The organism is Chitinophaga varians (assembly GCF_014529945.1).
Classification (GTDB): domain Bacteria; phylum Bacteroidota; class Bacteroidia; order Chitinophagales; family Chitinophagaceae; genus Chitinophaga; species Chitinophaga varians.
Window position 1 is genome coordinate 19628 of record NZ_JACVFB010000009.1, and the last position, 24677, is coordinate 44304.

The 24677-nt window shown below is 50.6% G+C and carries 21 protein-coding genes; 17 read left to right on the forward strand and 4 right to left on the reverse strand.

The window, feature by feature from the left end:
* Positions 1–5: 5 nt before the first annotated feature.
* The 12 genes from ICL55_RS32935 to fabD all read left to right on the forward strand — a co-directional run bounded on the left by ICL55_RS32935 (position 6) and on the right by fabD (position 12921).
* Positions 6–827, forward strand: coding sequence for a C-GCAxxG-C-C family protein (locus ICL55_RS32935; protein ID WP_188105909.1), 822 nt, complete (start codon positions 6–8; stop codon positions 825–827).
* Positions 828–838: 11 nt separating this feature from the next.
* The gene (locus tag ICL55_RS32940) at positions 839–1993 is read left to right on the forward strand and encodes a cysteine desulfurase family protein (protein WP_188105912.1); all 1155 of its coding nucleotides are present in this window, start codon (positions 839–841) and stop codon (positions 1991–1993) included.
* 86 nt (positions 1994–2079) lie between these two features.
* Positions 2080–2703 carry a class I SAM-dependent methyltransferase gene (locus ICL55_RS32945; protein ID WP_188105914.1) on the forward strand — a complete coding sequence of 208 codons (624 nt, stop codon included), beginning with the start codon at positions 2080–2082 and terminating at the stop codon, positions 2701–2703.
* A 55-nt stretch (positions 2704–2758) separates the two neighbouring features.
* Positions 2759–4744, forward strand: coding sequence for an aminotransferase class V-fold PLP-dependent enzyme (locus tag ICL55_RS32950; protein WP_188105916.1), 1986 nt, complete (start codon positions 2759–2761; stop codon positions 4742–4744).
* 85 nt (positions 4745–4829) lie between these two features.
* The gene (locus ICL55_RS32955) at positions 4830–6089 is read left to right on the forward strand and encodes a hydroxymethylglutaryl-CoA synthase family protein (protein ID WP_188106318.1); all 1260 of its coding nucleotides are present in this window, start codon (positions 4830–4832) and stop codon (positions 6087–6089) included.
* Entirely contained in the window at positions 6077–6868 is a 792-nt protein-coding gene (locus ICL55_RS32960; protein ID WP_188105918.1) for an enoyl-CoA hydratase/isomerase, read from the forward strand. The genes ICL55_RS32955 and ICL55_RS32960 overlap by 13 nt, the downstream gene beginning before the upstream one ends.
* Positions 6869–6939: 71 nt before the next feature.
* Positions 6940–8316, forward strand: a complete 1377-nt coding sequence (locus ICL55_RS32965; RefSeq protein ID WP_188105920.1) for a DUF1302 family protein — start codon at positions 6940–6942, stop codon at positions 8314–8316.
* 33 nt (positions 8317–8349) lie between these two features.
* Positions 8350–9327 carry an acyltransferase domain-containing protein gene (locus ICL55_RS32970; protein WP_188105921.1) on the forward strand — a complete coding sequence of 326 codons (978 nt, stop codon included), beginning with the start codon at positions 8350–8352 and terminating at the stop codon, positions 9325–9327.
* A 17-nt stretch (positions 9328–9344) separates the two neighbouring features.
* Complete coding sequence (locus tag ICL55_RS32975; RefSeq protein WP_188105923.1) at positions 9345–10052, forward strand: MBL fold metallo-hydrolase; 708 nt, start codon at positions 9345–9347, stop codon at positions 10050–10052.
* A gap of 78 nt (positions 10053–10130) precedes the next feature.
* Positions 10131–10388 carry an acyl carrier protein gene (locus ICL55_RS32980; RefSeq protein ID WP_188105926.1) on the forward strand — a complete coding sequence of 86 codons (258 nt, stop codon included), beginning with the start codon at positions 10131–10133 and terminating at the stop codon, positions 10386–10388.
* Between the two features lie 71 nt (positions 10389–10459).
* A complete protein-coding gene (locus ICL55_RS32985; protein ID WP_223151676.1) occupies positions 10460–11752 on the forward strand; it encodes a beta-ketoacyl synthase N-terminal-like domain-containing protein in 1293 nt (430 codons plus the stop codon).
* 23 nt (positions 11753–11775) lie between these two features.
* Positions 11776–12921 (forward strand): ACP S-malonyltransferase, encoded by a 1146-nt coding sequence (fabD, locus tag ICL55_RS32990; RefSeq protein ID WP_188105928.1) that lies wholly within the window; start codon positions 11776–11778, stop codon positions 12919–12921.
* A gap of 79 nt (positions 12922–13000) precedes the next feature.
* Here the strand turns inward: fabD and ICL55_RS32995 are convergent, their stop codons facing one another.
* Together ICL55_RS32995 and ICL55_RS33000 are read right to left on the reverse strand one after the other, a co-directional pair.
* Positions 13001–13684, reverse strand: a complete 684-nt coding sequence (locus ICL55_RS32995) for a DUF4386 domain-containing protein (RefSeq protein WP_188105929.1) — start codon at positions 13682–13684, stop codon at positions 13001–13003.
* 264 nt (positions 13685–13948) lie between these two features.
* Positions 13949–14758 carry a hypothetical protein gene (locus tag ICL55_RS33000; RefSeq protein WP_188105931.1) on the reverse strand — a complete coding sequence of 270 codons (810 nt, stop codon included), beginning with the start codon at positions 14756–14758 and terminating at the stop codon, positions 13949–13951.
* Positions 14759–15234: 476 nt separating this feature from the next.
* Here ICL55_RS33000 and ICL55_RS33005 point away from each other — a divergent pair, with 476 nt between their 5' ends.
* Entirely contained in the window at positions 15235–15543 is a 309-nt protein-coding gene (locus ICL55_RS33005) for a hypothetical protein (RefSeq protein WP_188105933.1), read from the forward strand.
* Between the two features lie 48 nt (positions 15544–15591).
* Here the strand turns inward: ICL55_RS33005 and ICL55_RS33010 are convergent, their stop codons facing one another.
* Complete coding sequence (locus tag ICL55_RS33010) at positions 15592–16005, reverse strand: hypothetical protein (protein WP_188105935.1); 414 nt, start codon at positions 16003–16005, stop codon at positions 15592–15594.
* Positions 16006–16272: 267 nt separating this feature from the next.
* Between ICL55_RS33010 and ICL55_RS33015 the strand changes: the two genes are divergently transcribed.
* The 4 genes from ICL55_RS33015 to ICL55_RS33030 all read left to right on the forward strand — a co-directional run bounded on the left by ICL55_RS33015 (position 16273) and on the right by ICL55_RS33030 (position 23530).
* Positions 16273–17226: a hypothetical protein gene (locus ICL55_RS33015; protein WP_188105937.1), complete on the forward strand. Its 954-nt coding sequence runs from the start codon at positions 16273–16275 to the stop codon at positions 17224–17226.
* 309 nt (positions 17227–17535) lie between these two features.
* On the forward strand, positions 17536–19230 hold the full coding sequence (locus tag ICL55_RS33020) for an FAD-dependent oxidoreductase (protein WP_188105939.1): 1695 nt from the start codon (positions 17536–17538) through the stop codon (positions 19228–19230).
* A gap of 2 nt (positions 19231–19232) precedes the next feature.
* Positions 19233–21176, forward strand: coding sequence for an early set domain-containing protein (locus tag ICL55_RS33025; RefSeq protein WP_188105941.1), 1944 nt, complete (start codon positions 19233–19235; stop codon positions 21174–21176).
* A gap of 302 nt (positions 21177–21478) precedes the next feature.
* Positions 21479–23530, forward strand: a complete 2052-nt coding sequence (locus ICL55_RS33030) for a GxGYxYP domain-containing protein (protein ID WP_188105943.1) — start codon at positions 21479–21481, stop codon at positions 23528–23530.
* A gap of 28 nt (positions 23531–23558) precedes the next feature.
* Here ICL55_RS33030 and ICL55_RS33035 read toward each other — a convergent pair whose 3' ends face one another.
* A complete protein-coding gene (locus tag ICL55_RS33035) occupies positions 23559–24635 on the reverse strand; it encodes a heparin lyase I family protein (protein ID WP_188105945.1) in 1077 nt (358 codons plus the stop codon).
* Positions 24636–24677 lie beyond the last annotated feature (42 nt).

Here is a 24677-nt window from a genome sequence, read left to right on the forward strand (position 1 = left end):
CCTTTATGAAAGCTATTAAAGACGGCTTAAAAGTACTATCCAGGGGAACCTGCGGCACCGCGTTTGTTTCACTGCTGAATGCCGAGTATGGCATTCCCAATGAGGTGGCAGAAGTGGCCGCCTCTCCGTTTGCGGGAGGATTATTGAACAAGGGCTATCAGTGCGGCATGATCGGTGGCGCAGTGCTGGCCGCCGGCGCGGAATCCTATCGCAGAAATAAAGATACCGGCACGGCCATTGCCATGGCCATTACCGCCACGCAGCATTTGATGGAGTCGTTCAGGAGCCGCACCAACACCATCAGCTGCCGCGACATTACAGAAATGGACCTGTCGGGCAAGCTGGCCCCGCTGAAAGTATTGTTCACCGGTAAAGCCTTTACCTGCCTGAAACTCGCCGGTAAATGGGCGCCGGAAGCCATCAAATCGGCTGAAGAAGGACTGACCGACGACACGGTCAGTTTCTGTCCGGGATCTGTTAGCTGCGCATCAGAAGTAGTGAGGAAAATGGGCGGTACGGAAGAAGAAATGCTGATGGTGGCCGGGTATGCCGGTGGCTTGGGCCTGAGCGGCAAGGAATGCGGCGCCCTCAGCGCGGCCATCTGGTATAAAATGGTCGACTGGATTAAAAAGAATCCTGGTAAATCAGCCTCCTCCTTCGACAGCGACGAAACAAAAAAAATGCTGAGGGCCTTCTATGTACAAACGGATTCCGAAGTGCAGTGCAGCAAGATCACCGGGAGGGAGTTCAAAGATATAGACGATCACTCCGAGTACATTAAAAACGGCGGATGTAAAAAACTCATCGACGCACTTGCCGCATTATAAAACTGATCTTCATGATAAAACGGTTATTGAGTAAACGGAACGTTTATTTCGATCATAACGCCACCACCCACATCGCCTCGCCGGTACGCAGTATTATGAACCGCGTAATGAAATCTTACTGGGGCAATCCTTCTTCCGGTTATGCTAAAGGGAAAATGTCGGCGCAGATCATTGAAAGGGCCCGGGAACAGGTGGCTGCGGCCATTGGGGCGCATTCGCATGAAGTCTATTTTGCCAGCTGTGCAACAGAATCCAACAACGCGTTGTTAAAAACAGTCAGCGACCATTTTTATCCGGAGAAAAATAAAATCATTTCTACTCCGATAGAACATCCTTCTGTTATCAATACATTGGAATATCTGAAGGGTAAAAACATAACGGTGCAGTACTGCCCGGTAGACCGCGCGGGACATATCATACTGGAGGAACTGGAAGCCATGGTGGATGACCGGACTTTCCTCGTCTGCTGTATGCTGGCAAACAATGAAATCGGCACCGTACAGGATGTGAAAAAAGTGGCTGCCATCGCCAAATCCAAAGGTGCGCTGGTTTTTTCCGACTGTGTGCAGGCGTTGGGCAAAATTCCTGTCAATGTAAAAGAACTGGGTGTTGACTACGCCACCTTTTCTGCGCATAAACTCTATGGTCCCAAAGGCATCGGCGCCTGGTACGCCCGGATCAGCAGCCCGCTGATACCCTTTCTGCATGGTGGTCACCAGGAAGAAGGTATGCGCGCCGGTACGGAGTCCATCCATAATATCGCCGGTTTCGGAGAAGCCTGTAAGCATATCAACAAACTGGTAACAGCCGCTGCGAAAAATCAGTCCCAGAAGAAAATATTTCTCAGCGAATTGAAAACAATGAAGGAAGATCTGATCATCAATTCCCCTATGGACAACTGCCTGACGAACACCATTAACGTGAGCTTTCCCGGTATTGGCAGCGGAGAACTGATGAAAATGCTGGATTATAATGGCATCGCTGTTTCTGCGGGCTCAGCATGCAGCACTTCCTTAAAAAAACCATCTCATGTGCTGAAGGCGATAGGCCTCACCGACGAGGCTGCGCAGGAATCTATCAGGATAAGTTTGGGAATAGAAACAAAAGATAAGGACATCAGATACGCATTAAAGGTAATTAAGCAATATATTGAGCAAAATAAATGATATTGTAACGTAACTGTACGTAGCATCCTCCCCGTTACAGTCATTGCAAAATAACCTGACAGATAATAACCTGTAAAACCCTCAGTATGGAGAAATCAGAAAAATTCTGGGACAAGAGTGCGCCCGGGTACGACAAAGAAGAAATGAAGGACAAGGAAGTCCGCATGAAAATCCTTTCCGGCACCAGGCAGTATCTGAAAAAGCAGGATGCCGTTCTGGACTTCGGCTGCGCCACCGGTATTTTAGCGAATGAAATTGCCGGCGATGTATACGCCGTGCAGGGTATCGACATCTCCGCTGAAATGATCCGGATAGCGCAGCGTAATGCACAGGCACGCAGTATCCGGAATGTAGACTACTCACAGTCCTCTTTGTTTGACGAGCAATTTAAGCCGGGCTCTTTTGATGTGGTCCTGGGCATCTACCTGTTGCATCTGCTGGATGATATGCCCGGAGCACTGAAAAGGATACACACTTTATTAAAGCCCGGAGGATTGTTCATTTCTGTCACTCCATGTTTCGGCAAAAAAAGCGTGACGGGATTCGCGTTGTCGCTGTTAAGCAAAACCGGAATGATCCCGGCACTCAGCCTGCTGGGTGTCGACGATCTGCAGGGGGCTATGACCGCAGCGGGATTCAGGATCGCCGTATCAGAATGCCTGCGGCAGCAGGGCCGGCAATATTTTATTGTAGCAAAGAAGTCATCCTAACCAAAATTACTCCTGTAAAATTGATTCGTTAAACAAATAAACAAACGAAATCCAAATGAAAACTACCAAGTACAACGCACCTGATCAGATCCGATCAGGCGGAAACGGCATGCCTGAAAGCAACAGGTCAGAGGCGGCATTCGCTGAACTGGAGCGCGGCATCTATGCAGCGCTGGAAACCTATTCCAACGTACATCGCGGAAGCGGGCACAACTCCATGGTGTCTTCGCATTTATATGATCACGCCAGAGATGTCACCCTGGAGTATATGGGACTGGACCCCAAAAAATACATCGTTATTTTTTGTTCACCCAAAAGGACCTACGAACTGACCTCGCAGCTCAACCCGAGCAGCTACCAGCTGCTGACAAGCCTGGAAGTAGGCCTGCCGCTGGGCATCACTGCTATCGCTATTGATAAGAAAGCCGTGCCGAAAGGAGCACCGTCAGAATGCGGCGGAGGAACCGCCCGGCTGGTAGCGGCAGGATGGATCATCTGGCATACCGGGCCCGATAAATTTGAAGCCGGCACGCCTGCCATCATCAATGTGATTGCTTTCAGCAAAGCCCTGCTGATGTTGAAACGCTACGGAAAAGATGTTTTCCGGAAACTTCCCCGTACAGACCTGAGCGTAGCCGAACTGCTGTATAAAGATGAACTGGAAAACTATGCAGGCCGGGAACTGCTGGAGCAGCTTCGCAAAACGCTGATCGGCCGTGGGCTGATCGTGCCCACCATGGAAGGCCGCAAACACTTTGTGAACCTGGATAACAGCGCCAGTACCCGCACTTTCCTGCCGATATGGAATGCCTTCCGCCAGGCGCTGCGGCTGCCGGAACAACGGAAACAGGAAACTATCCGTGAAGTAAAAGCGATCTGCAGCGATCTGCTGGGCGCAGATGCGGCAAACTACGATGTCATCTTCACCAAAAACACTACGGAATCCATCAACCTGGTATCAGAAAGCCTGAGCCGCGAAGTGGACGATACAGAACCGGCAGTGCTGATTTCCCTGCTGGAACACTCTTCCAACGACCTGCCCTGGCGGATGGCCTCCAATAATGCATTGGTAAGACTGCCTGTTGATGCCGACGGGTTTATTAACCTGACCGAGCTGGAAACAAACCTGCGGGAATACAACCAGGAACATAAGTACGGCAAAAAACGGATCAAAGTAGTGGCGCTGACCGGTGCTTCCAACGTACTGGGGACCTGCAACAGCATTGAAAAAATCAGTCCCATCGTACACAAGTATGGCGCCCGCCTCATGGTGGATGGCGCACAGGTAGTGGCACACCGTAAAGTGGAAATAGCGAAAAACAACATCGACTATCTGGCTTTCTCTGCCCATAAGGTGTATGCTCCCTTCGGCACAGGCGTATTGGTGGTGAAGAAAGGACTACTGAAATACAAACCGGAAGAAATCAGACAGATACAGACCTCCGGAGAAGATAACATCGGTGGCATCGCTTCCCTGGGTAAAGCACTGGTATTGCTGCGTCGTATAGGCCTGGATGTTATCCATGAAGAAGAACAGGTGCTGACAAGACGCGCGCTGGACCATCTCTCCAAAATACCAGGTATCAAACTTTTCGGCATCAGCGACCAACAGTCAGAAAAATTTGAGCACAAAATCGGCGTGATTGTTTTTGAAACGAAAGGTATCCTGCACAACAAGCTCGCAGAAGAGATGTTCCGCAGAGGTGGCATCGGCGTGCGTTACGGCTGCCATTGCGCCCACCTGCTGATCAAACGGCTGATAGAAATCACCCCGGTACTGGAGCAGGTACAGCGTTTTGTACTGACGGTGGCCCCCAAGACACAGCTCCCCGGCGTAGTAAGAGTAAGCCTTGGCATAGAAAATACCGAAGCAGACATCGATACCCTGACGCAGGTGCTGCAGAAGGTGGTCAGTCAGCTCAAAGCTAAAACAGACAGCAAACAGAAGAAAGTGATGGCACAGGCGGAAAGCAACCTGCAGCTGCAACTCGATGAGTTTTCACAGGCTGCCCTTCACCGGGTGTATGCTTACCCCCGATAATAACCTGTATCCGTCCACGTGATAACAGCCCTGCATCTCCGTCAGGGAAATTTTCTTTAACCCTTTAACAACAGACAACGTTATGATGCGCGTAGCAGGAATTGAAGCGATGAATGTTTTTGCAGGCACAGCATTTTTGAATGTAGAAAAGCTGGCGACACATCGCAACCTGGACACATCAAGGTTTAATAACCTATTGATGAAAGAAAAAACCGTTGCGTTACCTTATGAAGATCCGGTTACTTTCGGCGTAAATGCTGCCAAGCCGCTGATAGACGCGCTGAGCCCTGAAGAGAAAGACCGTATTGAACTGGTGATCTCCTGCACGGAATCGTCTTTCGATTTTGGCAAATCGATGAGCACCTATTTTCATGAGATACTGAACCTCAACCGCAACTGCCGCCTGTTTGAACTGAAAAACGCCTGTTATTCCGGCGTGGCCGGTTATCAGATGGCGCTCAACTTCATTCTCTCTCAGGCTTCGCCGGGAGCGAAGGCGCTGGTCATTGCCACAGACGTGTCCCGCTTTATGATTGAAGAAGGCGGCGATGCGCTCACAATGGAGTGGTCGTTTGCAGAACCCAGCGGCGGCGCCGGCGCAGTGGCCATGCTGGTCAGCGAAACACCCTACGTGTTCCAGTCCGACATCGGGGCCAACGGTTACTACGGCTTTCAGGTCATGGACACCTGCCGGCCTACCACAGACGGCGAAGCCGGAGATTCCGACCTGTCGCTGCTGTCGTACCTCGACTGCTGTGAAAACGCCTACTTCGAATACCAGAAGCGTGTGCCGGAAGCCAATTATGCCAGTACTTTCCGCTACCTGGCCTTTCATACGCCGTTCGGTGGTATGGTCAAAGGCGCTCACCGCAACCTGATGCGCAAGGCGGTAAAAGCTAAGACCAAAGACATCGAAGCTGACTTCGACGACAGGGTAGTGCCAGGCCTGGTCTACTGCCAGCGCATCGGCAACATCATGGGCGCCACGGCCATGATGTCGCTGGTCAGCACCATCGAAAACGGCAACTTCGACGCGCCGCAGCGTGTAGGCTGCTTTTCCTATGGGTCGGGCTGCTGCTCAGAGTTCTTCAGCGGGGTGGTCAGCAGCGAAAGCCAGCAGATACTGAAACGCCACAACATCAGAGAACAGCTGGACAAAAGGTATGAGCTGCAGATGGATGAATATGAAAACCTGCTGGTAGGCAGCAATGCCGTCAGGTTCGGCACGCGCAACGTGACGCTCAATACGGACTTCGTTCCGCAGGCAAGGAAAGCGCTCGGCAGGGAAACACTCTTCCTGAAAGAGATTAAAGAATTTAAAAGGATTTACGAATGGGTATCTTAAGTCATACAACCGGATATGAGACCATTAAAGTCAGATTGGAAGAAGACATCTGCTTTATTCAGATTCATCGCCCGGAAGCCAACAATGCGATCAATGATGACCTGATCAGGGAGTTTTCGGAGGTGCTGGAACAGTGCGAAGACAGGGCCAAAATTGTGGTCGTGGAAGGCACCCCGGAAGTATTCTGTTTCGGGGCGGATTTTAAAGAGATCCAGCAAGGCGTTGAAAACGGCGGGCGGTATCAGGAACAAAACCCTGAACCGCTCTATGACCTCTGGAAGCAGCTGGCCACCGGCCCTTATGTGACCATCGCGCATGTGCGGGGGAAAGCCAATGCCGGCGGCATCGGCTTTGTGGCGGCCTGCGACCTGGTGCTGTGTGAGGAGAAAGCTGTTTTCAGCTTGTCTGAACTGCTCTTCGGGCTCATGCCCGCCTGCGTGATGCCTTTCCTCATCCGGCGTACAGGCTTCTCCAGGGCTAATTACATGACATTGATGACGCAGCCCATACCAGCGAAACAAGCGCAGGAGTGGGGACTGGCAGATGCCTGTGAGGCCAACAGTGAAAACCTGCTGCGGAAACATCTGCTGCGATTGCGGTTGTTGTCCAAACAGGCCATCTCCCGCTATAAACGCTACCTGCAACGGCTACACGATTTTTCCGACAAAGCAAAGCCGCACGCGCTGGCCGCCAATATCGAAGTTTTTTCTGATCAGCAAAATCTGGACAAAATCGCCAGGTTCGTGAAAACAGGGCAGTTCCCGTGGGAAGGCAGTTGACACAGCATGGCTACCTTATCAATACCATCAAAATAACCACACAAACCGAGTAAATTATTGTAGAAGAAACTATGAAGATCCGCCCAGGCATCCGCAATGTTACCACTGTTATTGTTTTCCTGCTGCTCAATATTTCCTTTGGCTATGGCCAGGAACTTGTTGAAAGCGATTCTACCATCACCAGAGATCCTGATACGACCGAAGAAAAAATAACGGAAGAAGGGAAAAAGACACCGCCTTCTTTCTGGAACACCTACGTCTTCGGCCCGCTGCGTCTCCGGTTAAGTTACGAGGTGGCTTATAAGTTCACCAGGCCCGACAGGATCCGGAAAAACCGTTTCTCCCTGGGGCTGAAATACTCTAAATCACTCTCTGACCACATCTCGCTGCAGGCGGAAACAAAATTGTTCTCCTTCCTGAAAAGCGACCACCGGACAAGGCCAACGGAACTCTGGATGAACGATAAGTCAACTGCCGTTGACATAGCCTTCGGCTCTCTCACCAGAGATGCCTATATCCAGGCCAGTATCCGTAAAACGAGTATTAAGCTGGGAATGCAGACGGTAGACTGGGGCGAATCAGAATTTGCCATTGTAACGAATGAGATAAGTCCACTGGACTACCGCGAACCGCTAAACCTGAATGTCGATGAACTACGGTTTGCGCAGCTGATGCTGATGGTAGATCAGTATACCTCGTTTGGTAACTGGACCGTCTTTTTTAACCCGGCCCCGCGATTCAATCAGCATCCCAAGCCCGGCACTGCTTACTACATCGATCCTTTTAACGGCAGCGTTGAATACCAGATGGAACAACAGCGCGGCTTCTTTTTTGAAACAGGCTTTCGATGGAAAAAGACTTTCGGCAAAAGTGATGTAAGCGTTATGGCCGCGCGGCTGATCAACAATGATTATGCTGTTCGCCTGGTTAAACCGGGGCTGATGCTTCAGCGCAAGGAGCCGTATTTTATCAGCGGCGCTACTTTCAACTATGCGATCAAGAATTTCCTGATCAAAGGCGAGGCCGCCATGAAGTTCTCCAAAACCTTCAATGACGCCGCTTTTCAGGTCGTGAAAAGGAACGCCTTCGATGCTTCACTGGGAGTGGATTACACCGTCAACAGCACATTGACACTGGGACTGGAAGCGGTGAACTATCATATCATGGACCGGGATAATGAGGTGGTGGGACTGCCGAAGAACAACTATATGATACTGTTTGTCCTCAGCAAGAAGCTGAAGAACGATGACCTGTCGATCAATTGCGTGACGATGTACAACGGACCTTACTCCAGTTTTTTCAACCTGCTGACAGCATCCTATAACTGGAATGATCATGTCACCACAGACTTTTATCTGAACTTCCCGGTAACTAACAACGAAAAAAGCGGTTTTTACCGGTACCGCGATGAAAAGCTGCTGGGGCTTACCTTTCAATACCAGTTTTAATTCTACAACGCTGTTATCAGAAAAGCAATTTCCATGAACAAACGTATCATATTCATGTTTGGCGGCCAGGGCACCCAATACTATCACATGGGCAGGGAGCTGTACGAAAAGCACGCCCGGTTCAGGTATTGGATGGACCATTGCGACACCATTGCCGCTCCGCTGCTACAGACATCGCTGACGGCTATACTGTACCGGGGAAAAGGAAAGGGGGAACCTTTTGACAACCTCCTTCATACCAACCCCGCGTTGTTGTGTTTTCAGTATAGTTTATACCAGGTGCTCCGGGAGATGGACATACGTCCGGACCTGCTACTGGGTTATAGTATGGGAGAAGCTGTTGCCGCAGTGTCGGCCGGCGCTGTGTCCCTGGAAGACGGCATCCGGCTGATGATAGCGATAGCCAGGCTGGCGGAACAAACGCCCAAAGCAGAAATGATGGCCATCCTCGCGCCCAAAATGATCATGGCGGATTATCCGGAGCTTTTCAGCCAGTGCTGGCTGGCAGGCACCAACTTTCAAAACAATTTTGTCGTAAGCGGATTACCGGCTGCCATGCAGGCATTGCGGGCCGCGCTCAACCAGATGAATATCATATCGCAGCAATTGCCTGTGTGCAGGGGCTTTCACACGCCGCTGATAGATCCGGTGGGAGAAGCCTGCCGGCAGCTTGTCCGGGAAGTACCGATGATACCCGGCAGTATCCCTCTGATCTCTTCCCTGACAGCTACTGTCCTGAAAGAGCTGCACCCTGCACATTTCTGGGAAGCCATCCGCTATCCTGTAAGTTTTGAAAATACCGTCGTCAATACCCTGACAGCAGGAGAGGCGGTGTTCATTGATCTCAGTGCCAGCGGCTCACTGGCTACGCTGGTGAAATATATTCTGCCGGCCGATTCCGGTGCTATGTCCATCCCGGTGGTGAATCAGTTCGGGCGGGATATCATGGGGCTGGAGAAGATGCAGCATACCCTGGCGGGCCTGCACAACATGCCGGGAGTATATCAATGACAGAAAATTTCAGGAATATGGATATAAATTTTATTGACACAACGAATCAGCTGCAGGTGGCAGAAGTGGTGGTACTCCGGATGAAGTACCTCTCCTTTGTCAACTACAGCTACCTGGTGGTGGACAGGGTGACCAACCGCGCTGTTATCATAGATCCTGCCTGGGATATTGAAAAGGTATATGCGGCCCTTGCAGACACCGGCAGTACATTGAGCGGCATTCTGGTCACTCACGCGCATCCGGACCATATCCATCTGGCGCAGCCGCTGGCAGCCGCCTTCCATTGCCCCGTCTGGATGTCCCACGAAGAAATACATACCTCCGGATTTAACATAGAGCAGTTAAACGGCATACAGATGATGCCATGGTCCGTCGGTCGGATGATCATTCAACCTATCCTCACGCCGGGACATACCAAAGGAAGCACCTGTTACCTCATCGGCAATCATCTTTTCAGTGGCGATACCTTGTTTGCGGAAGGCTGCGGACTGTGCGCAGACATACCCGCGGCACATGCGATGTTTGACAGCCTGGAACGCCTTAAAAAGATGCTGACGCCGGAAACCAGGATCTACCCCGGTCATATGTATGGTAAACCACCCGGGCAACCATTTGAGCAGCTGCTGAAAGATAACATCTACCTACAGTTTAAAAATCCGCATGACTTTGCCGCGTACCGTCTTCGGAAAGGGCAGGACACCAGCGGACATTTCAAATTTTATTAACCACCAGATACCCCATCACCCCGCAGGACGACAGTAGCCTGCAGGATGCACACATTTTTATCAACAAAAAAAATCACTATGGAAAAGGAAAAAATTTATTCGATCGTAAAGGACGTCATTTTAGAAGTACTCCCTGATCTGCAGCCAGAGAAGATTACCATTGAAAAAAGTCTGAGGGAGCTGGGCGCCAACTCCATCGACCGCATGGAAGTAGTGACCCTCTCCATGGAAGCACTGGAAATGAAATTGCCACTGATGAGTTTTGCTGCCGTCAATAACATTGAAGGGCTGGTAGAAGTGCTGGCTGAACATTATACCGAACGCGCAGCGCAATAACTCCTTCTTTTCTTTCAAAAGGATGCCGGACCTATGTCCGGACACGTACACGCTTTTAACCCGGCAGTATTATGTTGGCACTCAGTAAAACAGGCATCACCGGAATGGGGATTATCTCTTCCATAGGCAACGACCTTGCGGAATTCAGCGCGGCGCTGCAAGCCGGTAAGTCCGGTATCAGAAAAGTACCTTCCGTGAGAGAACCGGCAGTATCCGTGGATATTGTCGCAGACATACAGCATTTTCATTTTCTGGGATCGCTGGAACGCCTACAGGACATACCAGCAGAAAAGCTGGAGCAGGCAAGGCGGCTGGGACGCCGGGCGCCGCTGACGATACAGGTTTCGCTGATCGCAGCCCTGCAGGCATGGCATAGTGCACGGCTGTTCAGTGACAGACCGTCCCCGGACCGGACAGGACTCATCGTAGCGGGGCAAAACAGCACACAGAACTACCAGTACGATATCATGCCCAAATTCAGGAAGGACCCGGAATACCTGTCGCCACGCTATGCGCTCGAATTTCTGGAAACCAACCAGGTAGGGGTGTTGAGCGAACTGTTTGACATCAAAGGCGAAGGCTTTGTCGTAGGGGGCGCCTCCGCTACCGGTAACGTAGGCATTATCAAAGGCTGCCAGCTGATACAGCTTGGATTGGCCGATGTCTGCCTTGTTATGGGCGTGGTGGCTGATCTTTCACCGATGGATATACAGGGCTTTGTCAATATCGGCGCTATGGGAGGGAAGCATTATGCCAACGAGCCGGAGAAAGCCTGCCGGCCGTTCGACAGCGCGCATGAAGGATTTATTTACGGACAGGCCGGCGCCTGCGTGATCATAGAATCCGCTGAAAGCGCCCGGAGGCGGGGCGTGCCGCTCATGGCCACCATCATGGGCAGCTCCCTGAACCTCGACGCTAACAGCTCCGCCGATCCGAATATCAACGGCGAAACCAAAGCCATGCTGTCGGCCTTGCGGCAGGCCGGATTATCCGCTACAGACCTCGGCTATATCAATACACATGGCAGCTCTTCTCCGTTGGGCGATAAAACGGAAGCGGCCGCGATCGGCCAGGTGTTCGGCGAGCATGCTTCCCGCTTATGGCTCAACGCCACCAAAGGACTGACAGGCCATTGCCTGTACGCTGCCGGCCTCGTGGAAGCCATTGCCACCGTGGAGCAGCTACGCAGCGGTTTTCTGCACGGCAATAAAAATCTGGAAACACCCATCTGCACCCATCTGCAGTTCTGCGGTGCTGCCGCTGTCCAGCACAGCACAGATATCGCCATGAGCAACGCTTTCGGCTTCGGCGGTATCAATACCAGCATCATTTTCAGACGGGAACAGGATGGAGAAAAATTATAACAACGTCTTAAAAATCAAATAAAATGAAAAAGACTTACGTATTTCCCGGACAAGGCTCGCAGGTAAAAGGAATGGGAGCAGACCTTTTCGGCCATTTTCCGGAGCTGGTAAAAAAAGCAGATGAAATATTGGGCTATTCCATAGAAGAACTCTGTGTGAACGATCCTGAACGCAAACTGAATCAGACACAGTATACGCAGCCCGCTTTGTTTGTGGTGAATGCGTTGTCGTATCTGAAAAAAATTGAGACGACAGGAAAACTGCCCGACTATCTCGCCGGGCATAGTCTGGGTGAGTATAACGCTTTGCAGGCCGCCGGCGTGATCAGCTTCGAAGGTGGCCTCGAAATGGTAAAGAAGAGAGGGGAACTGATGAGCCAGGCCAAAAACGGCGGCATGGCGGCTATTCTGAATACGCCGGAAGAGGCGATACGGGAAGTGCTCAAAGAGGCAAAACTCACCACCATTGATATTGCCAACCTGAACTCACCCAATCAGATCGTGGTATCCGGCCTGCAGAAAGATCTTAATAAATCACAAACGCATTTTGAGAAGGCCGGCGCAGTATTTATTCCACTGAATACCAGCGGTGCTTTCCACTCACGCTATATGAAACCCGCCGGAGATGAATTCCGGGAGTTCATACAACAGATCACTTTCTCCGCCCCCAACATAACGGTGATCGCCAATGTAACAGGGCTGCCTTATACCGCGGAAAATGTACGGGAGAATCTGGCCGGCCAGTTATCCAGTTGTGTAAGATGGGTAGATAGTATTACCTACCTGTTATCACAGGGAGAGATGGAATTTGAAGAGCTGGGAGTAGGAGATGTATTAACGAAGCTGGTCGCAGCGATCAAAAGAAAGTATGCGCCTGCCGCGCAAACCGCTGCCAAACCAGGCATTGAGCAGGCGGTGGCCGCAACACCTCCTGTGGCGCTCAGTGAAAAAGCGATGGCACGTCAGCAGCAACAGGCAGCCACAACGGCGCTCATCGACAGGTGGAATAAAACATGCCCGCCCGGTACCAAAGTGCTGTCGGCATACTATGACAATGAACTGGAGACCAGGACCGAAGCCATGATGCTTTTCGGCCATCGTGCGGTGGTATATATGAAAGGCTATAACGGTTATTTTGACCTGAGAGAAGTGAAGGCGGTCAACCAGTGACCTGATCGCTGAAGAAACGTACAAGCGTTTGATGCCTGTCCGGGGAATTCCTGCCCGGACAGGCATTGCTGTGCCACAGCTATGTGGGCACTGCCACGGGCCTTTTCTCAAATCCTTTCATCATCAGCCAGCCTCCCAGGATCATTTCCTGGAGGGCGGTCGGTGCATTCATGGCCAGGTATTCCGTGGTAATGATGTCCAGCAGCTGGAACAGACTGAAGATACTGGCCAGTGCAGATAATAAATTGCCGACCAGGCCCCATACTGAGAGCCATTGCGGGACCAGCTTTGCCTTCAGCAGCAGGGTATAAAACATGATGTTGCCTGCGCATAAAACCAGGATCATAAATACGTGGTTGATATAATCACGGGTCACCTTCAATACTTCCCCCATCGCTGCATAATGAAACGCAGCCTGCGCTTCATTTTCCCTGAATGTCTTACTAACCACCAATACCGATAGCAGCAGGATGATACCAACGATCACCAGCGTGGCAGCTATTATGCGCAGGCTGAGAAAGCCAATGGATAAACTACTGCCAAAATTTTTGATAACAGGATATAGCAGAATGCCAATCCCCACATACGACAGCGACATGATGAACTGAAAGATCGCTGACAGGATGACCCTGTTGTTGTTGGCGGCCGCCTCTGTCAGGTACCTTGCAGAGTCGATTGCAGGGGAAACACTAAATATCCCCGAAAGAATACCTACTAAAAATAAGAAACCTGCGAGTCTTTCCTTTCTTAGCATTAGATCCATAAGTTGTTTTTTTACAGGCCAGAATATTGTTTTGATGTTTCAGGCAGCAGAGCATCATTGATAATTTTACATCGCTGCGCGGTCAGCAGTTGTAGGTTTAAACGCCCTGTCCGGAATGTCTTGCCTGATACGGGTTTTCGTTATTACAGGTACAGCCGGAATGTATAAGCATGGATTGGGTTTACATGGCTTCCGGCACTGTGGAAGCGAAGATAAGTTTTTTTATCCGGTATACAAATGCCATTGCGTATTCCGATCTGTCAACTATGGTTGTGGTGAAGTGTTTTGTATAAAATCTTCAAATTTCCTCACTTCAATAGTGTCGGGGTATTGTCCGTCCTTTCTGTTAAGGAAGATGTATTTATCATTGAAATATATTATTTCCCGGGCTGGGGTGGAGGTGGGAGTTATGTTAGTAGTGTTTTTAAAATTCTCGGGAAGTAAAAATGAATTATGAAACACTTTCAGACAGAAAAGAAAGAGCATAATGGAAGGAGCAAGGGAAATCACAAGAACTATACAGATGATGATTTCTACAGCCGGGGAAAAATGCGCCCTGATTTTTTGGTAGATCAGTTTTAACATGAGAAATATTAGCGGGCAGAATACGGTAATTTTCATGATTCCCCATAAGCTGATTCTTTTACCTTTGAATGCAGCCTGGAGCGTGTCTACCCAAAAATAATGTGACAACATGATAACCGACAGGGAAAATGTGATAACCACTTTTATCTCATCCTTTCCAAACACAGGATGTACTGGTTTTATACCTTCCTGATCCGGCTGCTCTTTATTATTACCGGCCATGCTGCCTGATCCCAGAATGGTATGGACAGCCCATTTGGGTAACTGTATAATAAGCACGTTCAGGAGGCATATGAGCAAGAGGACAGATAGAATAAGCAGGCCGTCCGGAATTAACTGAGTTACGGAAAAAAAACGAATACAGGAAGGGTGTATACACAGCAGTTCTGCCAGCTGCCAGATTCCTCCCAGCAGCGTAGGTAGTAATACTATCATGCTTAAATTGTCTTTGATCCGGCCATAAATTCCGGGTGTGTTTGGAGTAGACATTCTTTTTTTGTTTGGGGGTGATCGACAATATTGAATCACAATCTACAACAAAACAGTTTTTACCAGATCATTTGTAGTTAGGATAACTTATTGTTTAAGTGGAGTGTGCCTTGGGAATTTGGAAGTGACCAGGCAGGGGAGTCAGGATATTTCAGTTTCGATGTAAACGGCGCTTTCCTTTAAGCAGGTAATTGCAATAACACTAATTTTTAGTATATTAATTATTTTTAATTAGTTGGTGTTTACACTGGTTACGGTCTTTGGGGGATTTTTGGGGCTATTCTTATGCGGATAATGCCTTATTATCCTTCTTTTTACTGCTATCATTTTGCAGTTATCTATTTTGATCTTAACTTTGCGCCCTCATTCACAACTTTAGAACAGAATTTTGAACAGAAATGTGGGATAGATTTTACTTTAGAGTCATTGGCGTTTTTATTTTACTGAACGGCGTATTATTTTTATTTAAGAACTGGATGTTGGACAATGGAGTACACCACAATGTGTTGCTCTTCGGAAACCTCGCACTGGCTTTACTGTCAGCATTTACCTACAACATGAGCCGCAAAGGCGTACAGGCAGAAAGCAATGCTGTGTTTATGCTTCGTGTATACGGAGCCATGATCAGCAGAATGATGCTTTGTCTGGCAGGTATCACCATCTATGCGGTAGTGAACAGAGCGAATACCAGCAAATACACCATATTTACCCTGATGTTCTTCTATGCGGTATATGCCGTATGTGAGAATGTTAGTTTGCAGAAAGTTGCCCGCCCGGGCAAATAAAAAGACCGACCTATGGCCGGTCTTTTTATTTGATTTTTTGCAGGTGATCTATTCTACCCAATAGGTTAATGTTACCACGATGTAGCCATCAGGGCCTACATTTCCGCTGCTGAGCGTTACTGTTTTGGAAACAGCGCCATCCCAGTTGCCAGGATATGCACCAAAGGTGTATGTGCCGGCAGGGAGGTTTTCAAATTTGTCTTCATCTTCCTGTCCACCGGGGTAATAATACTCACCGGTGGCTACATTCTGCGCCCAATAGCCGCGCAGGCCTGAACCTCCTGTAACAGGCGCCCCATGAATATCCACCAGGGTTATCCGGACATTAAATTCCTGTGAAATCTTGTCGGCAGGCTTCTCTGTAACAGACGACGGGTTTACTGTTTTCTCCGTAACGGAAGCGGCATGGCTTTGTACAAAAAATAAAGCTGACAGGGCACTTAAAACAACTGTTTTTCTCATCGGTTAAAATTTAACATTCAGGTTTTCAAAATAAAACTCAGGTTTTCGATTATCTATTTAAGATAGATTTTTTTTCCGGAATGAGATGTTATTTTATGATGAAACGAGCCGGATACGACCCCAATACCGGCCCCTGAGGCATAAACCCCTAAAGACTGCCATGGTGGCGGGATATACCGCCTGTTCGCAGTGATTTGCTTTATTTTAGTAGTCGCCCGATCTATCCGTTTCTCCTTTTCTCATATTTCTTAACCCAAACCCCTATTTATGAGCAAATACATCCTCTCTTTGTTGCTGTTGAGTGCCATGGTATTTTCTGCCTGTAAGAAAGAGCAGAACGGCACCTCAGCTGAGAACAACGCAGCCACGCCGGCCGACAAAGTACAAATAAACGATCACCAGGGCCAGGTACTTACGCCGGCAGGCTGGGTGGCCCAATCACAGGTACATCATATTGAAACCGGAGAATACCTCAGCGGTGAAGGTAACAGGCTGCGTAAATACGACCGCAATGGTAAGGTGCTGGCCGATTACGGCGCCATCGAACAGGATGCCGCCAGGGTGCCGTTCAATCCGGAAAAATCCAAAAAGCCCGGTGGTGGCATATTCCCGCTGGGTTCCGGCTGGATCACTTACACCTACTGGACGAACAACACCGCTTCGGCCATCTCTTATTTCGCTACCAGCTGGACGGTCCCTCCCGCTCCGACAGTGAATTCCGGCCAGACCATCTTCCTCTTCAACGGATTGCAGAATGCCAACAACATCCTGCAGCCGGTGTTGCAGTGGGGCCCCTCTGCTGCCGGCGGTGGTTACTATTGGGCCATTGCTAACTGGTACGTAGGTACGAACACGGTATACAGCAACCTGATACGCGTGAACCCGGGCACCAATTTGCAGGGCATCATGAGCCTCATTGGCGGTAGCGGCAGCACCCGCAGCTATACGTCAGTCTTTACCGGCTATCCTTCTATTAATCTTACCGTGAACAACATTCCCACCCTCTACTGGGCGGCGGAATCCATGGAAGCGTATGGAGTGGTTACCTGCTCCAACTATCCCAATACCGCCAAAACAAGGCTCAGTGGTATCGATCTGAGAGTGGGCGGCGCACAGGCGCCCCTGTCATGGTCTGTAGACAATGCTGTTACGGATTGCGGCCAGCATTCTACGGTGGTAACACAGGGTACGCCTAACGGCATCGTAGATATCTATTATTGACAACACCCGAAACGGTGACGGGCATAAAAGCCTTGCAGGAGTTATCTGCAAGGCTTTGTTTTTAAGTTTGTATTTTCTTTTCTCCCTCACACTTCCATCGTGGGAACAGTCCCATAATAATGGGAGCGTTCCCACGAAAAATATCTCCCGAAATATTTTGTTCCATCAAATTCTTTATCAAAATTTAAATCAATATTAGACAGTACTTTTAGCGACCAGGTATGATCACCGACCAGGACCAGGTTCCACCGTTATGAGAAAACATCTTCCTACATCCCGGGAATTTTCCCACGAGCAACCGGTAAACAGATGGACCATTTAAACAGACGTAATTTTATCCGGAACACCGGCCTGCTGGCGCTGAGCGCAGCTGTTCCGTTGTTGGGCTTGCAGGGAGCGGCTTTTCAGCCGGCGGCGGACGTATATGATATCGTCGTTTACGGTGGTACCAGCGGCGGCGTAATGGCCGCCGTGCAGGCTGCCCGCATGGGACGCAAAGTAGCGTTGATAGAGCCGGGAAGCCATCTCGGCGGACTGACAAGCGGAGGCCTGGGCTGGGTAGACGTTGGAGATCCGCAAACGATAGGCGGACTGGCACGGGAGTATTTCCACCGGGTTTGGCAACATTATCAGCAGGACGCCGCCTGGAAATGGGAGCAAAAGCACCACATGCCAGAGCAACATGTGCCGCTGCCACCAAACGATCAAACGATGTGGATCGTAGAACCTTCCGTGGCAGAACGGCTGTTCAATCAAATGACAACGGAAGCACAGGTGACCATTGTGCGGCATGAACGGCTTCATCGCGGCAGTGGCGTGAGCATGAAGCACGGAAAAATCACCGGCATCAAAATGGAATCGGGGCGTGTCTTTACGGCTGAAATGTTTATTGACGCTACCTATGAAGGCGATCTGATGGCTGCATCCGGTGTGTCTTATACAGTTGGGCGGGAACCTAATGACCGGTATCATGAAACGAACAACGGCATCCGCCCTTTGCCGCTTCCGGGCAGGTTTCCGGAAGGTATCGACCCGTACAAAATAAAAGGCCATCCCCAAAGCGGTCTCCTGGACCGTGTTTATCCCGGTTGGGGCGGGAAAGTAGGGGAAGGCGATGAAGGGGTGCAGGCTTACAACTATCGGTTATGTCTGACCAACATTCCCGAAAACAGGGTACCTTTTGAAAAACCGGCTGATTACAGGGAAGAAGATTATGAGTTGCTGTTCCGCTTCATCGAAGCAGGAGGGATGGAGAGCGAATTTTTCAAAACGGCATTGGGTGGCAGTTTTCTAAAGCTTGACCTGCTACCGAATGGTAAAACCGACACTAACAACAACGGCTATATTTCCACGGATTTTGTGGGCATGAACCACGATTATCCGGAGGCAGATTATGTTACCCGGGAGCGCATCGCTAAAATGCATGAACAGTGGCAGCGGGGACTGATCTGGACTTTACAACACCATCCGCGCATCCCTGAAGCCGTTCGTCGGCAATATGTTCCATGGGGACTGGCAAAGGACGAGTTTACGGATACAGGACATTGGCCGTTTCAGCTTTATATCCGGGAGGCCCGTCGCATGGTCAGCGATGTCGTGATCACTGAGCACACCACCCTGGGTAAGGAAGTGGCGGCGGACCCTGTAGGGCTTGGATCATATCACATGGATTCCCACGCCATCAAACTCTTCGTATCACCCCAAGGCTTCGTCACCAGCGAAGGTGGCATGTTCGTGCACATACCGGCGCCATTTGGCATCAGCTATCGTGCGATCATACCGCGGCGTGGAGAATGTGGCAATCTGCTGGTGCCGCTCTGCGCCTCCGTTACACACGCGGCCTATGGCTCCATCCGGATGGAGCCGGTTTTCATGGTGCTGGGCCAGTCTGCCGCCACGGCGGCGAGCCTGGCGATAGACCGTCAGACTACCGTGCAGGAAGTGCCTTACGACCTGCTGCGTGCCCGTTTATTGGAAGACAGACAGATCATTTTCAATCGGTAAATATGATGCAACAAATCAGGTCGGCATGGCTGGCCGTTTCTATTTTTCTATTCGCCGTATCAATGGCCGATGCGCAGGACGCTACCTTCCGTCCTGCTGCCCACTGGGTGTGCGTGAACCAGACAGGCTATAACACTTCGGCGCCCAAACGCTTTACTGTGCCCACGGCGCCGCAAGGCAGTGTCGATTTTTACATTACTACCGGTGCCGGCAACACGCCGTTGTATAAGGGAAAAACACATAACGGCATCGGTGATTTTACCGGCTTCAGGCCGGCAGATCCGACACAGACGTATGTGATACAGGTGAAAGGAGGCCGTTTGCCGGATGGCACTTCTTACCCTTTTCGGATTGCCCCGTTCCTGATAGAAAAAGAAGGACTGGCGCCTTCCGTGTGGTTCATGAATGATTGTCGCAGTGTCACAGGCGTTCACCATTCTGCCTATGGTGGCTGCCCCTGGCGCGATGGCACCTATTACGCTTATGAGGTGCCTTCCCTGATATGGATGTACCTGTCTAACCCCGCAGCCTATAACAACATGCCGGCCACCGTTTCTTATGATAGCCTGAAAGCGATGGTGATGAAACCGGATTTTAAACTCATAAAGGGACTGGCCGATGAAACAGCCCTGGCATCTACCCGGAAATACTTTACGACGGTGGACAAGCCCTTGGGCAAACAGATACCGGATGTGCTCATGAATGTGCACTGGGGCATCGGGTATTATCTCATGAACCCCGAAACAAAGGACCCCAGCGGCGATTCACTGCCCCGGCAGCTGCATCCGCAAACACTTGCGCAGTTCGCCTTTTTCCTATATGCGTATCCGTATGTCGATAAATGGTTTTCCCGGGAACTCTATCAGCAGGCATTATATTTCGCGCGCAGCAACTGGGAGAAAGTCGGTTTACTGGAAGTACAACGCGAAGTAGGCTCCTCCAAAGGCCGCCATGCACCTGGATTTTCCGTGCTGCCTAATCTGCTGATGTATGAAGTGGCTAAAAGAGAAAAGCTTCCCGGCGCAGCCGCGTATCTGCAGGCAGCGAACAAACAGGTAGCCTGGATCATAGATTCGCTGAACTTTGAAGATCCGCTGGTGACGAAAGGGCAACGCATGAGCGAACATATGCTCATGTCGGGCATTGCTATCTACCTGTTGCGTTACAAAGACCAGGCGCCTGCGGGACTACAAGCCAAAATAGAGCAGTGGGCGGATATTGTGGTCCGCCGCTCCGATAATGCCTGGGACTTCAGAAAGTACGATGGGGACACAGCGTGGGCCGTGCCGTCGTACAACGAAGTAGGCAACGTGGCCGGCTTTCCTGCGTCGGCGTTGTTGGCAGCATCGATCGTGAAAAATCCTGCAAAAAAACAACGGCTGGAGCAGATCGCGTATGCGCATTTTGATAACCTCTATGGCCGTAATCCGCTGAACGCTCATGCGGCACATCACCCTGAAAAAGGGTTCAGGGGCATCTCCAAAGGTTACCCCAACGGCTATATTGAGGATGTGACGGCACGGCTGGAACTGTGTCGTGGCTCGCTGAGCTGTGTGCCCGGAACAGAAATGTATCCCTTTCATCCGCTGGGGAAAGACCGGCACCTGGAAGGGTGGATTGCGCATAACACCGCCTGGAATATGAGTCTCGCCGTGTTGAGCTGGTATGATAACCACCCGGTGTCGTTTACCCGTAAGCAGGATGGCCTGTATATTTCGTGGCAGGCGCCGGTAACAGGGTTACTACCGCTTACGGTATTTGTTAACGGAGAGAAAAAAGGGGTGATTTCCCTCACCGCCGGCAGTCAGGAATTTAAAGGAGTACTGAAGGTGGCGCAGTCCTCCCTGCTGCTGGCACAGGACAGGGTGAAGATCAAAAAAGGAGATCGTATTGGCGTGGCTTATGGAGATGGTTTTTTGGAGAAGAAGATGGAGCTGGTGTATTGAGATGATATTTCCTGGCATATACAAAAGGCTTGCAGGCATTCCCTGCAAGCCTTTTTCTACATTACATACCGCTATTAGGGAGCGTAATAATAGCCGAAAGCGTCACTAAAATAACGACGATTAACATCAGTACAGTTTCTAGCAGTGTTTGGAGTTGCATATGCTACTTTTTTTAAGGTTTAATGATTATTTTTATAATAGAACAGATCAAATTAAAATAGGTTGACCTAAACTAAATTTTCCTGTTCTCCACGTTATTGCCGTATTCCCTCATTGTTAACGATCGTTTTAATTTAAAATCTATGTCAAACCCACAACGTCTGTTTATCAGGACCATCGCTGTGCTGTTGCCTTTACCGCTATTATTGACCATGCAGCTGTCCGCCCAGATTTCCTGGCCGGCGAATCAGGTCCTGCCTTCTTTCCCTGCGCCGGCACAAACGCAGGACTTAATTATGCTCCGTGAAACCACCTCCCGATGGGAAGCCGAAGGGCCGTCTCTCAGCCATAAAACCGGACGGCTGGAAACTGACGGGTGGCTGTGCCAGACCGGTATCGATGCACCTAATCAGCATATGGTGTATGGGCCTTACGACAACAGTCTGCCCGCCGGCCCTAACATCGCCGAGTTCCGGATGAAGATCGATAACAACACCGCCAATAATGACCCGGTGGTGGATATCGACGTAAGGAACGCTACCACCGGCCAGGTGCTGGCTTCACAGACCATTACGCGGCAGCAGTTTCCTATCGCTTCCAACTATACGAATTTTACGTTGCCCTTTACCATTCCGGCCGACAATCAGTCTATAGAACTACGAATATACTGGCGGGGCGCCGCGTACATAAAAGTCGACTGGGTGGGCGTTCAGCAGAACAGCTCCTCTGCCGAGATGTATTTGTTTGCTTCATTGAAAGGCATCGTTAACAGCACGCGGCCACGTATTTTCTCCTATGAAGGGGATGCTTTCGCAGAGGGGCCTTATACCTGGTTGCAGTCGTTGGGGCTGAACTGGTCTGAGGTCACCGATAAATGGAGCCTTATCGCCAAATACCGCAGTGAGATATCCGGTCTGATCGTGTACGATCCCGCACAGATACATACCGTTAACCTGGCCACGGTGCTGGCCAAAGACCGTCGCGCGCTGGTAGTATCACCATTGCTGCTTTCGCGGCTAACGGCCGCGCCTTATAATATCCCTATTGTGGTGGACCTGCGCGGGCAATTCACCAGCAAGCTACAGGTGTATCAAACGTTGTATAATACTTACTGGCCTCATCTCGATCATCGTTTGTTGATAGGGCTGAATCCTGAGGCGCACAAGGCAGCCTTGCGCGAATACGCTGCCGCGCTGGGGGCGGCGGTGATATGGCTGGACCCCGCCGTGCCGGCAGAAAGTACCCTGCTCAATAGTTTCCTCGCCGCGATGCCTGCCGGCGCCAACTTTATGGGATGGTGGCCGGAAGAAGGGCCGGGCGTGGAACGTTCTTCTACCTATGGCATTCCCACTATTGCGAGCGATTGGTGCACTAACCTGACATTGCACAGTGGCACCTCCAGAACGATCAACATCAAGCCCATGCCGCCTAAACCGCCGTTGCAAAATAAACTCTATGTCGCCTTTATCCTGAGCGATGGCGATAACCTGCAGTACATCGAGCACCTGATGCGTAAGCTGTGGAGCAATCCGGACCGCGGCGCTGTTCCCATCGGATGGACGCTGTCGCCCGCCATGGTAGATGCCATGCCCGGTGCGCTCAACTACCTGTGGCAGTCTTCCACCAATAACGACAACCTGATATCCGGTCCTTCCGGTTACGGCTATACGTACCCCAATAGCTGGCCTGATCAGCAGTTGCTGAATCAGTTTGTGGCCAAAACTGAAACGTATAATCAGCGTGCCGGCTTCCGGGTGGTAACGATCTGGAATACCATCACCGGTGGTATCAATCAGAACACGGGGCAGACTTTCGCGCTGAAAGCCCCGTCATTATTGGGTATGACAGCACAAAATACCGGTGGCGGCCTGACGATTTACAACAATAGCCTGCCCGGAATGGCACTATCCTGTAATTACTGCACCAATGAACAGGCCATGAAAGATCATATCGCCGCTGCCGCTGCCGGATGGAACAGGACCAGCCCGCGCTTCATTATCATACAGGCGCAACCGTGGCAGAACGTAACGCCTACCAGTTTTAAAAACGTTGCTAACTCACTGAACGCAGATTATGTGCTGGTGCGGCCAGATCATATCTTCCAGCTGATCCGCGAGGCCAATGGGCTGCCGGCAGGCGCCACCAGTGGGACGATGAAGTCTTCAGGGGCGCCGGTCCAGCATTTCAGGCATTAGTAACGGAGATGGATATACGTACCGTAGGTTAGTTGGATGTTACCTTTAAGGAAGACACCTTATCATTGAAGTTATTGTTCTTCAGGCAGCTGCCGTCAGCGGTTAATACCAGCGAATCGCCGGTGAAGTTGTCACCGTCGAACAGGGTAACTTTTAATCCTGCCGGTACTTTGAGTGAAGAGGCATCATTATCGATGCCACCTTTGGCAGCAATAGTGGCTGCGGTGTAGGAGCCAGTGCCGAAAGCGGCGGACCATCCGGCGTAGCTGCAATTCTGGTACAGGGTGGCGGACAAGTTACTGCTGCCGCCGTCCGGTGCGGCCTCTGCGTAGGAGGAGGCAATTTTAATAGCATGCACATAATTGGTGATGTCGGCCGGATCTCCGCCGTACACGCCGAATTTAGGATCGCAGTAGTCGGCATCGAGGGTGCGTGCGGGGTATCGCTGGGTACCGTTCACGAGCGTTTGTTTGACACCGTTGTACCAGAACTCGATGAACCCGATGCTGGCGTCTCTGGATACTTTGATGTGTAGCACCATGGAATTCCAGGTGTTGCGGGAAAGCGGTGTTACCCATACTTCGGTGCCTATCTTACCAGGGGCGTAATGCATCAGGTGAAGGTTGCCCGTGCTATTGGTGCTGACTACGATCGGGAAGTTCTGCGTCATGGGGAGGGTAGAGCCATACGCTTTCCACTGGAATATCGCATTGGTGTTCTGATTGGCGGGTATGTCCAGCTTAGACCGCCATCCGATGTAGATGTCATCGCCTTCCGCAGCCTGATAGTTTTTAGCGCCGTGTCCTTCGGTGCGGTGGCTGCCGGCAGGTTTGTAGAACTTCCATACCTGCCCGTAGGTGGGGTCCGTATCCACCGTGATGGTGCCTGAACCTTCCACGTTGAGTACTTTCCAGACGTTGGAAGCGCCTAATGCAGCGTCGCCATCAAACAGGAGCGACTGCACATTGACGGCAGCGACAGGATGGCCGTTAGCAGTAACAGCATTTTTACCGTCAAGGTCGCTCATGTTTTTGGTACAGTGCGTAAGGGTGAACAGGGCGCTGCTGGCCAATAGGAGGGTGGCAATTGCCGGAGGTGTTTTCATAACTGTAGTTTATAAGGGTTATAGAGAGATAACCAATATAAT

Excerpts from the sequence above, each read along its gene's own strand:
- ICL55_RS32935 (WP_188105909.1), top strand. The coding sequence starts at position 6 with ATGAAAGCTATTAAAGACGGCTTAAAAGTACTATCCAGGGGAACCTGC.
- ICL55_RS32940 (WP_188105912.1), top strand. The coding sequence starts at position 839 with ATGATAAAACGGTTATTGAGTAAACGGAACGTTTATTTCGATCATAAC.
- ICL55_RS32945 (WP_188105914.1), top strand. The coding sequence starts at position 2,080 with ATGGAGAAATCAGAAAAATTCTGGGACAAGAGTGCGCCCGGGTACGAC.
- ICL55_RS32950 (WP_188105916.1), top strand. The coding sequence starts at position 2,759 with ATGAAAACTACCAAGTACAACGCACCTGATCAGATCCGATCAGGCGGA.
- ICL55_RS32955 (WP_188106318.1), top strand. The coding sequence starts at position 4,830 with ATGCGCGTAGCAGGAATTGAAGCGATGAATGTTTTTGCAGGCACAGCA.
- ICL55_RS32960 (WP_188105918.1), top strand. The coding sequence starts at position 6,077 with ATGGGTATCTTAAGTCATACAACCGGATATGAGACCATTAAAGTCAGA.
- ICL55_RS32965 (WP_188105920.1), top strand. The coding sequence starts at position 6,940 with ATGAAGATCCGCCCAGGCATCCGCAATGTTACCACTGTTATTGTTTTC.
- ICL55_RS32970 (WP_188105921.1), top strand. The coding sequence starts at position 8,350 with ATGAACAAACGTATCATATTCATGTTTGGCGGCCAGGGCACCCAATAC.
- ICL55_RS32975 (WP_188105923.1), top strand. The coding sequence starts at position 9,345 with ATGGATATAAATTTTATTGACACAACGAATCAGCTGCAGGTGGCAGAA.
- ICL55_RS32980 (WP_188105926.1), top strand. The coding sequence starts at position 10,131 with ATGGAAAAGGAAAAAATTTATTCGATCGTAAAGGACGTCATTTTAGAA.
- ICL55_RS32985 (WP_223151676.1), top strand. The coding sequence starts at position 10,460 with ATGTTGGCACTCAGTAAAACAGGCATCACCGGAATGGGGATTATCTCT.
- fabD (WP_188105928.1), top strand. The coding sequence starts at position 11,776 with ATGAAAAAGACTTACGTATTTCCCGGACAAGGCTCGCAGGTAAAAGGA.
- ICL55_RS32995 (WP_188105929.1), bottom strand. The coding sequence starts at position 13,684 with ATGGATCTAATGCTAAGAAAGGAAAGACTCGCAGGTTTCTTATTTTTA.
- ICL55_RS33000 (WP_188105931.1), bottom strand. The coding sequence starts at position 14,758 with ATGTCTACTCCAAACACACCCGGAATTTATGGCCGGATCAAAGACAAT.
- ICL55_RS33005 (WP_188105933.1), top strand. The coding sequence starts at position 15,235 with ATGTTGGACAATGGAGTACACCACAATGTGTTGCTCTTCGGAAACCTC.
- ICL55_RS33010 (WP_188105935.1), bottom strand. The coding sequence starts at position 16,005 with ATGAGAAAAACAGTTGTTTTAAGTGCCCTGTCAGCTTTATTTTTTGTA.
- ICL55_RS33015 (WP_188105937.1), top strand. The coding sequence starts at position 16,273 with ATGAGCAAATACATCCTCTCTTTGTTGCTGTTGAGTGCCATGGTATTT.
- ICL55_RS33020 (WP_188105939.1), top strand. The coding sequence starts at position 17,536 with ATGGACCATTTAAACAGACGTAATTTTATCCGGAACACCGGCCTGCTG.
- ICL55_RS33025 (WP_188105941.1), top strand. The coding sequence starts at position 19,233 with ATGATGCAACAAATCAGGTCGGCATGGCTGGCCGTTTCTATTTTTCTA.
- ICL55_RS33030 (WP_188105943.1), top strand. The coding sequence starts at position 21,479 with ATGTCAAACCCACAACGTCTGTTTATCAGGACCATCGCTGTGCTGTTG.
- ICL55_RS33035 (WP_188105945.1), bottom strand. The coding sequence starts at position 24,635 with ATGAAAACACCTCCGGCAATTGCCACCCTCCTATTGGCCAGCAGCGCC.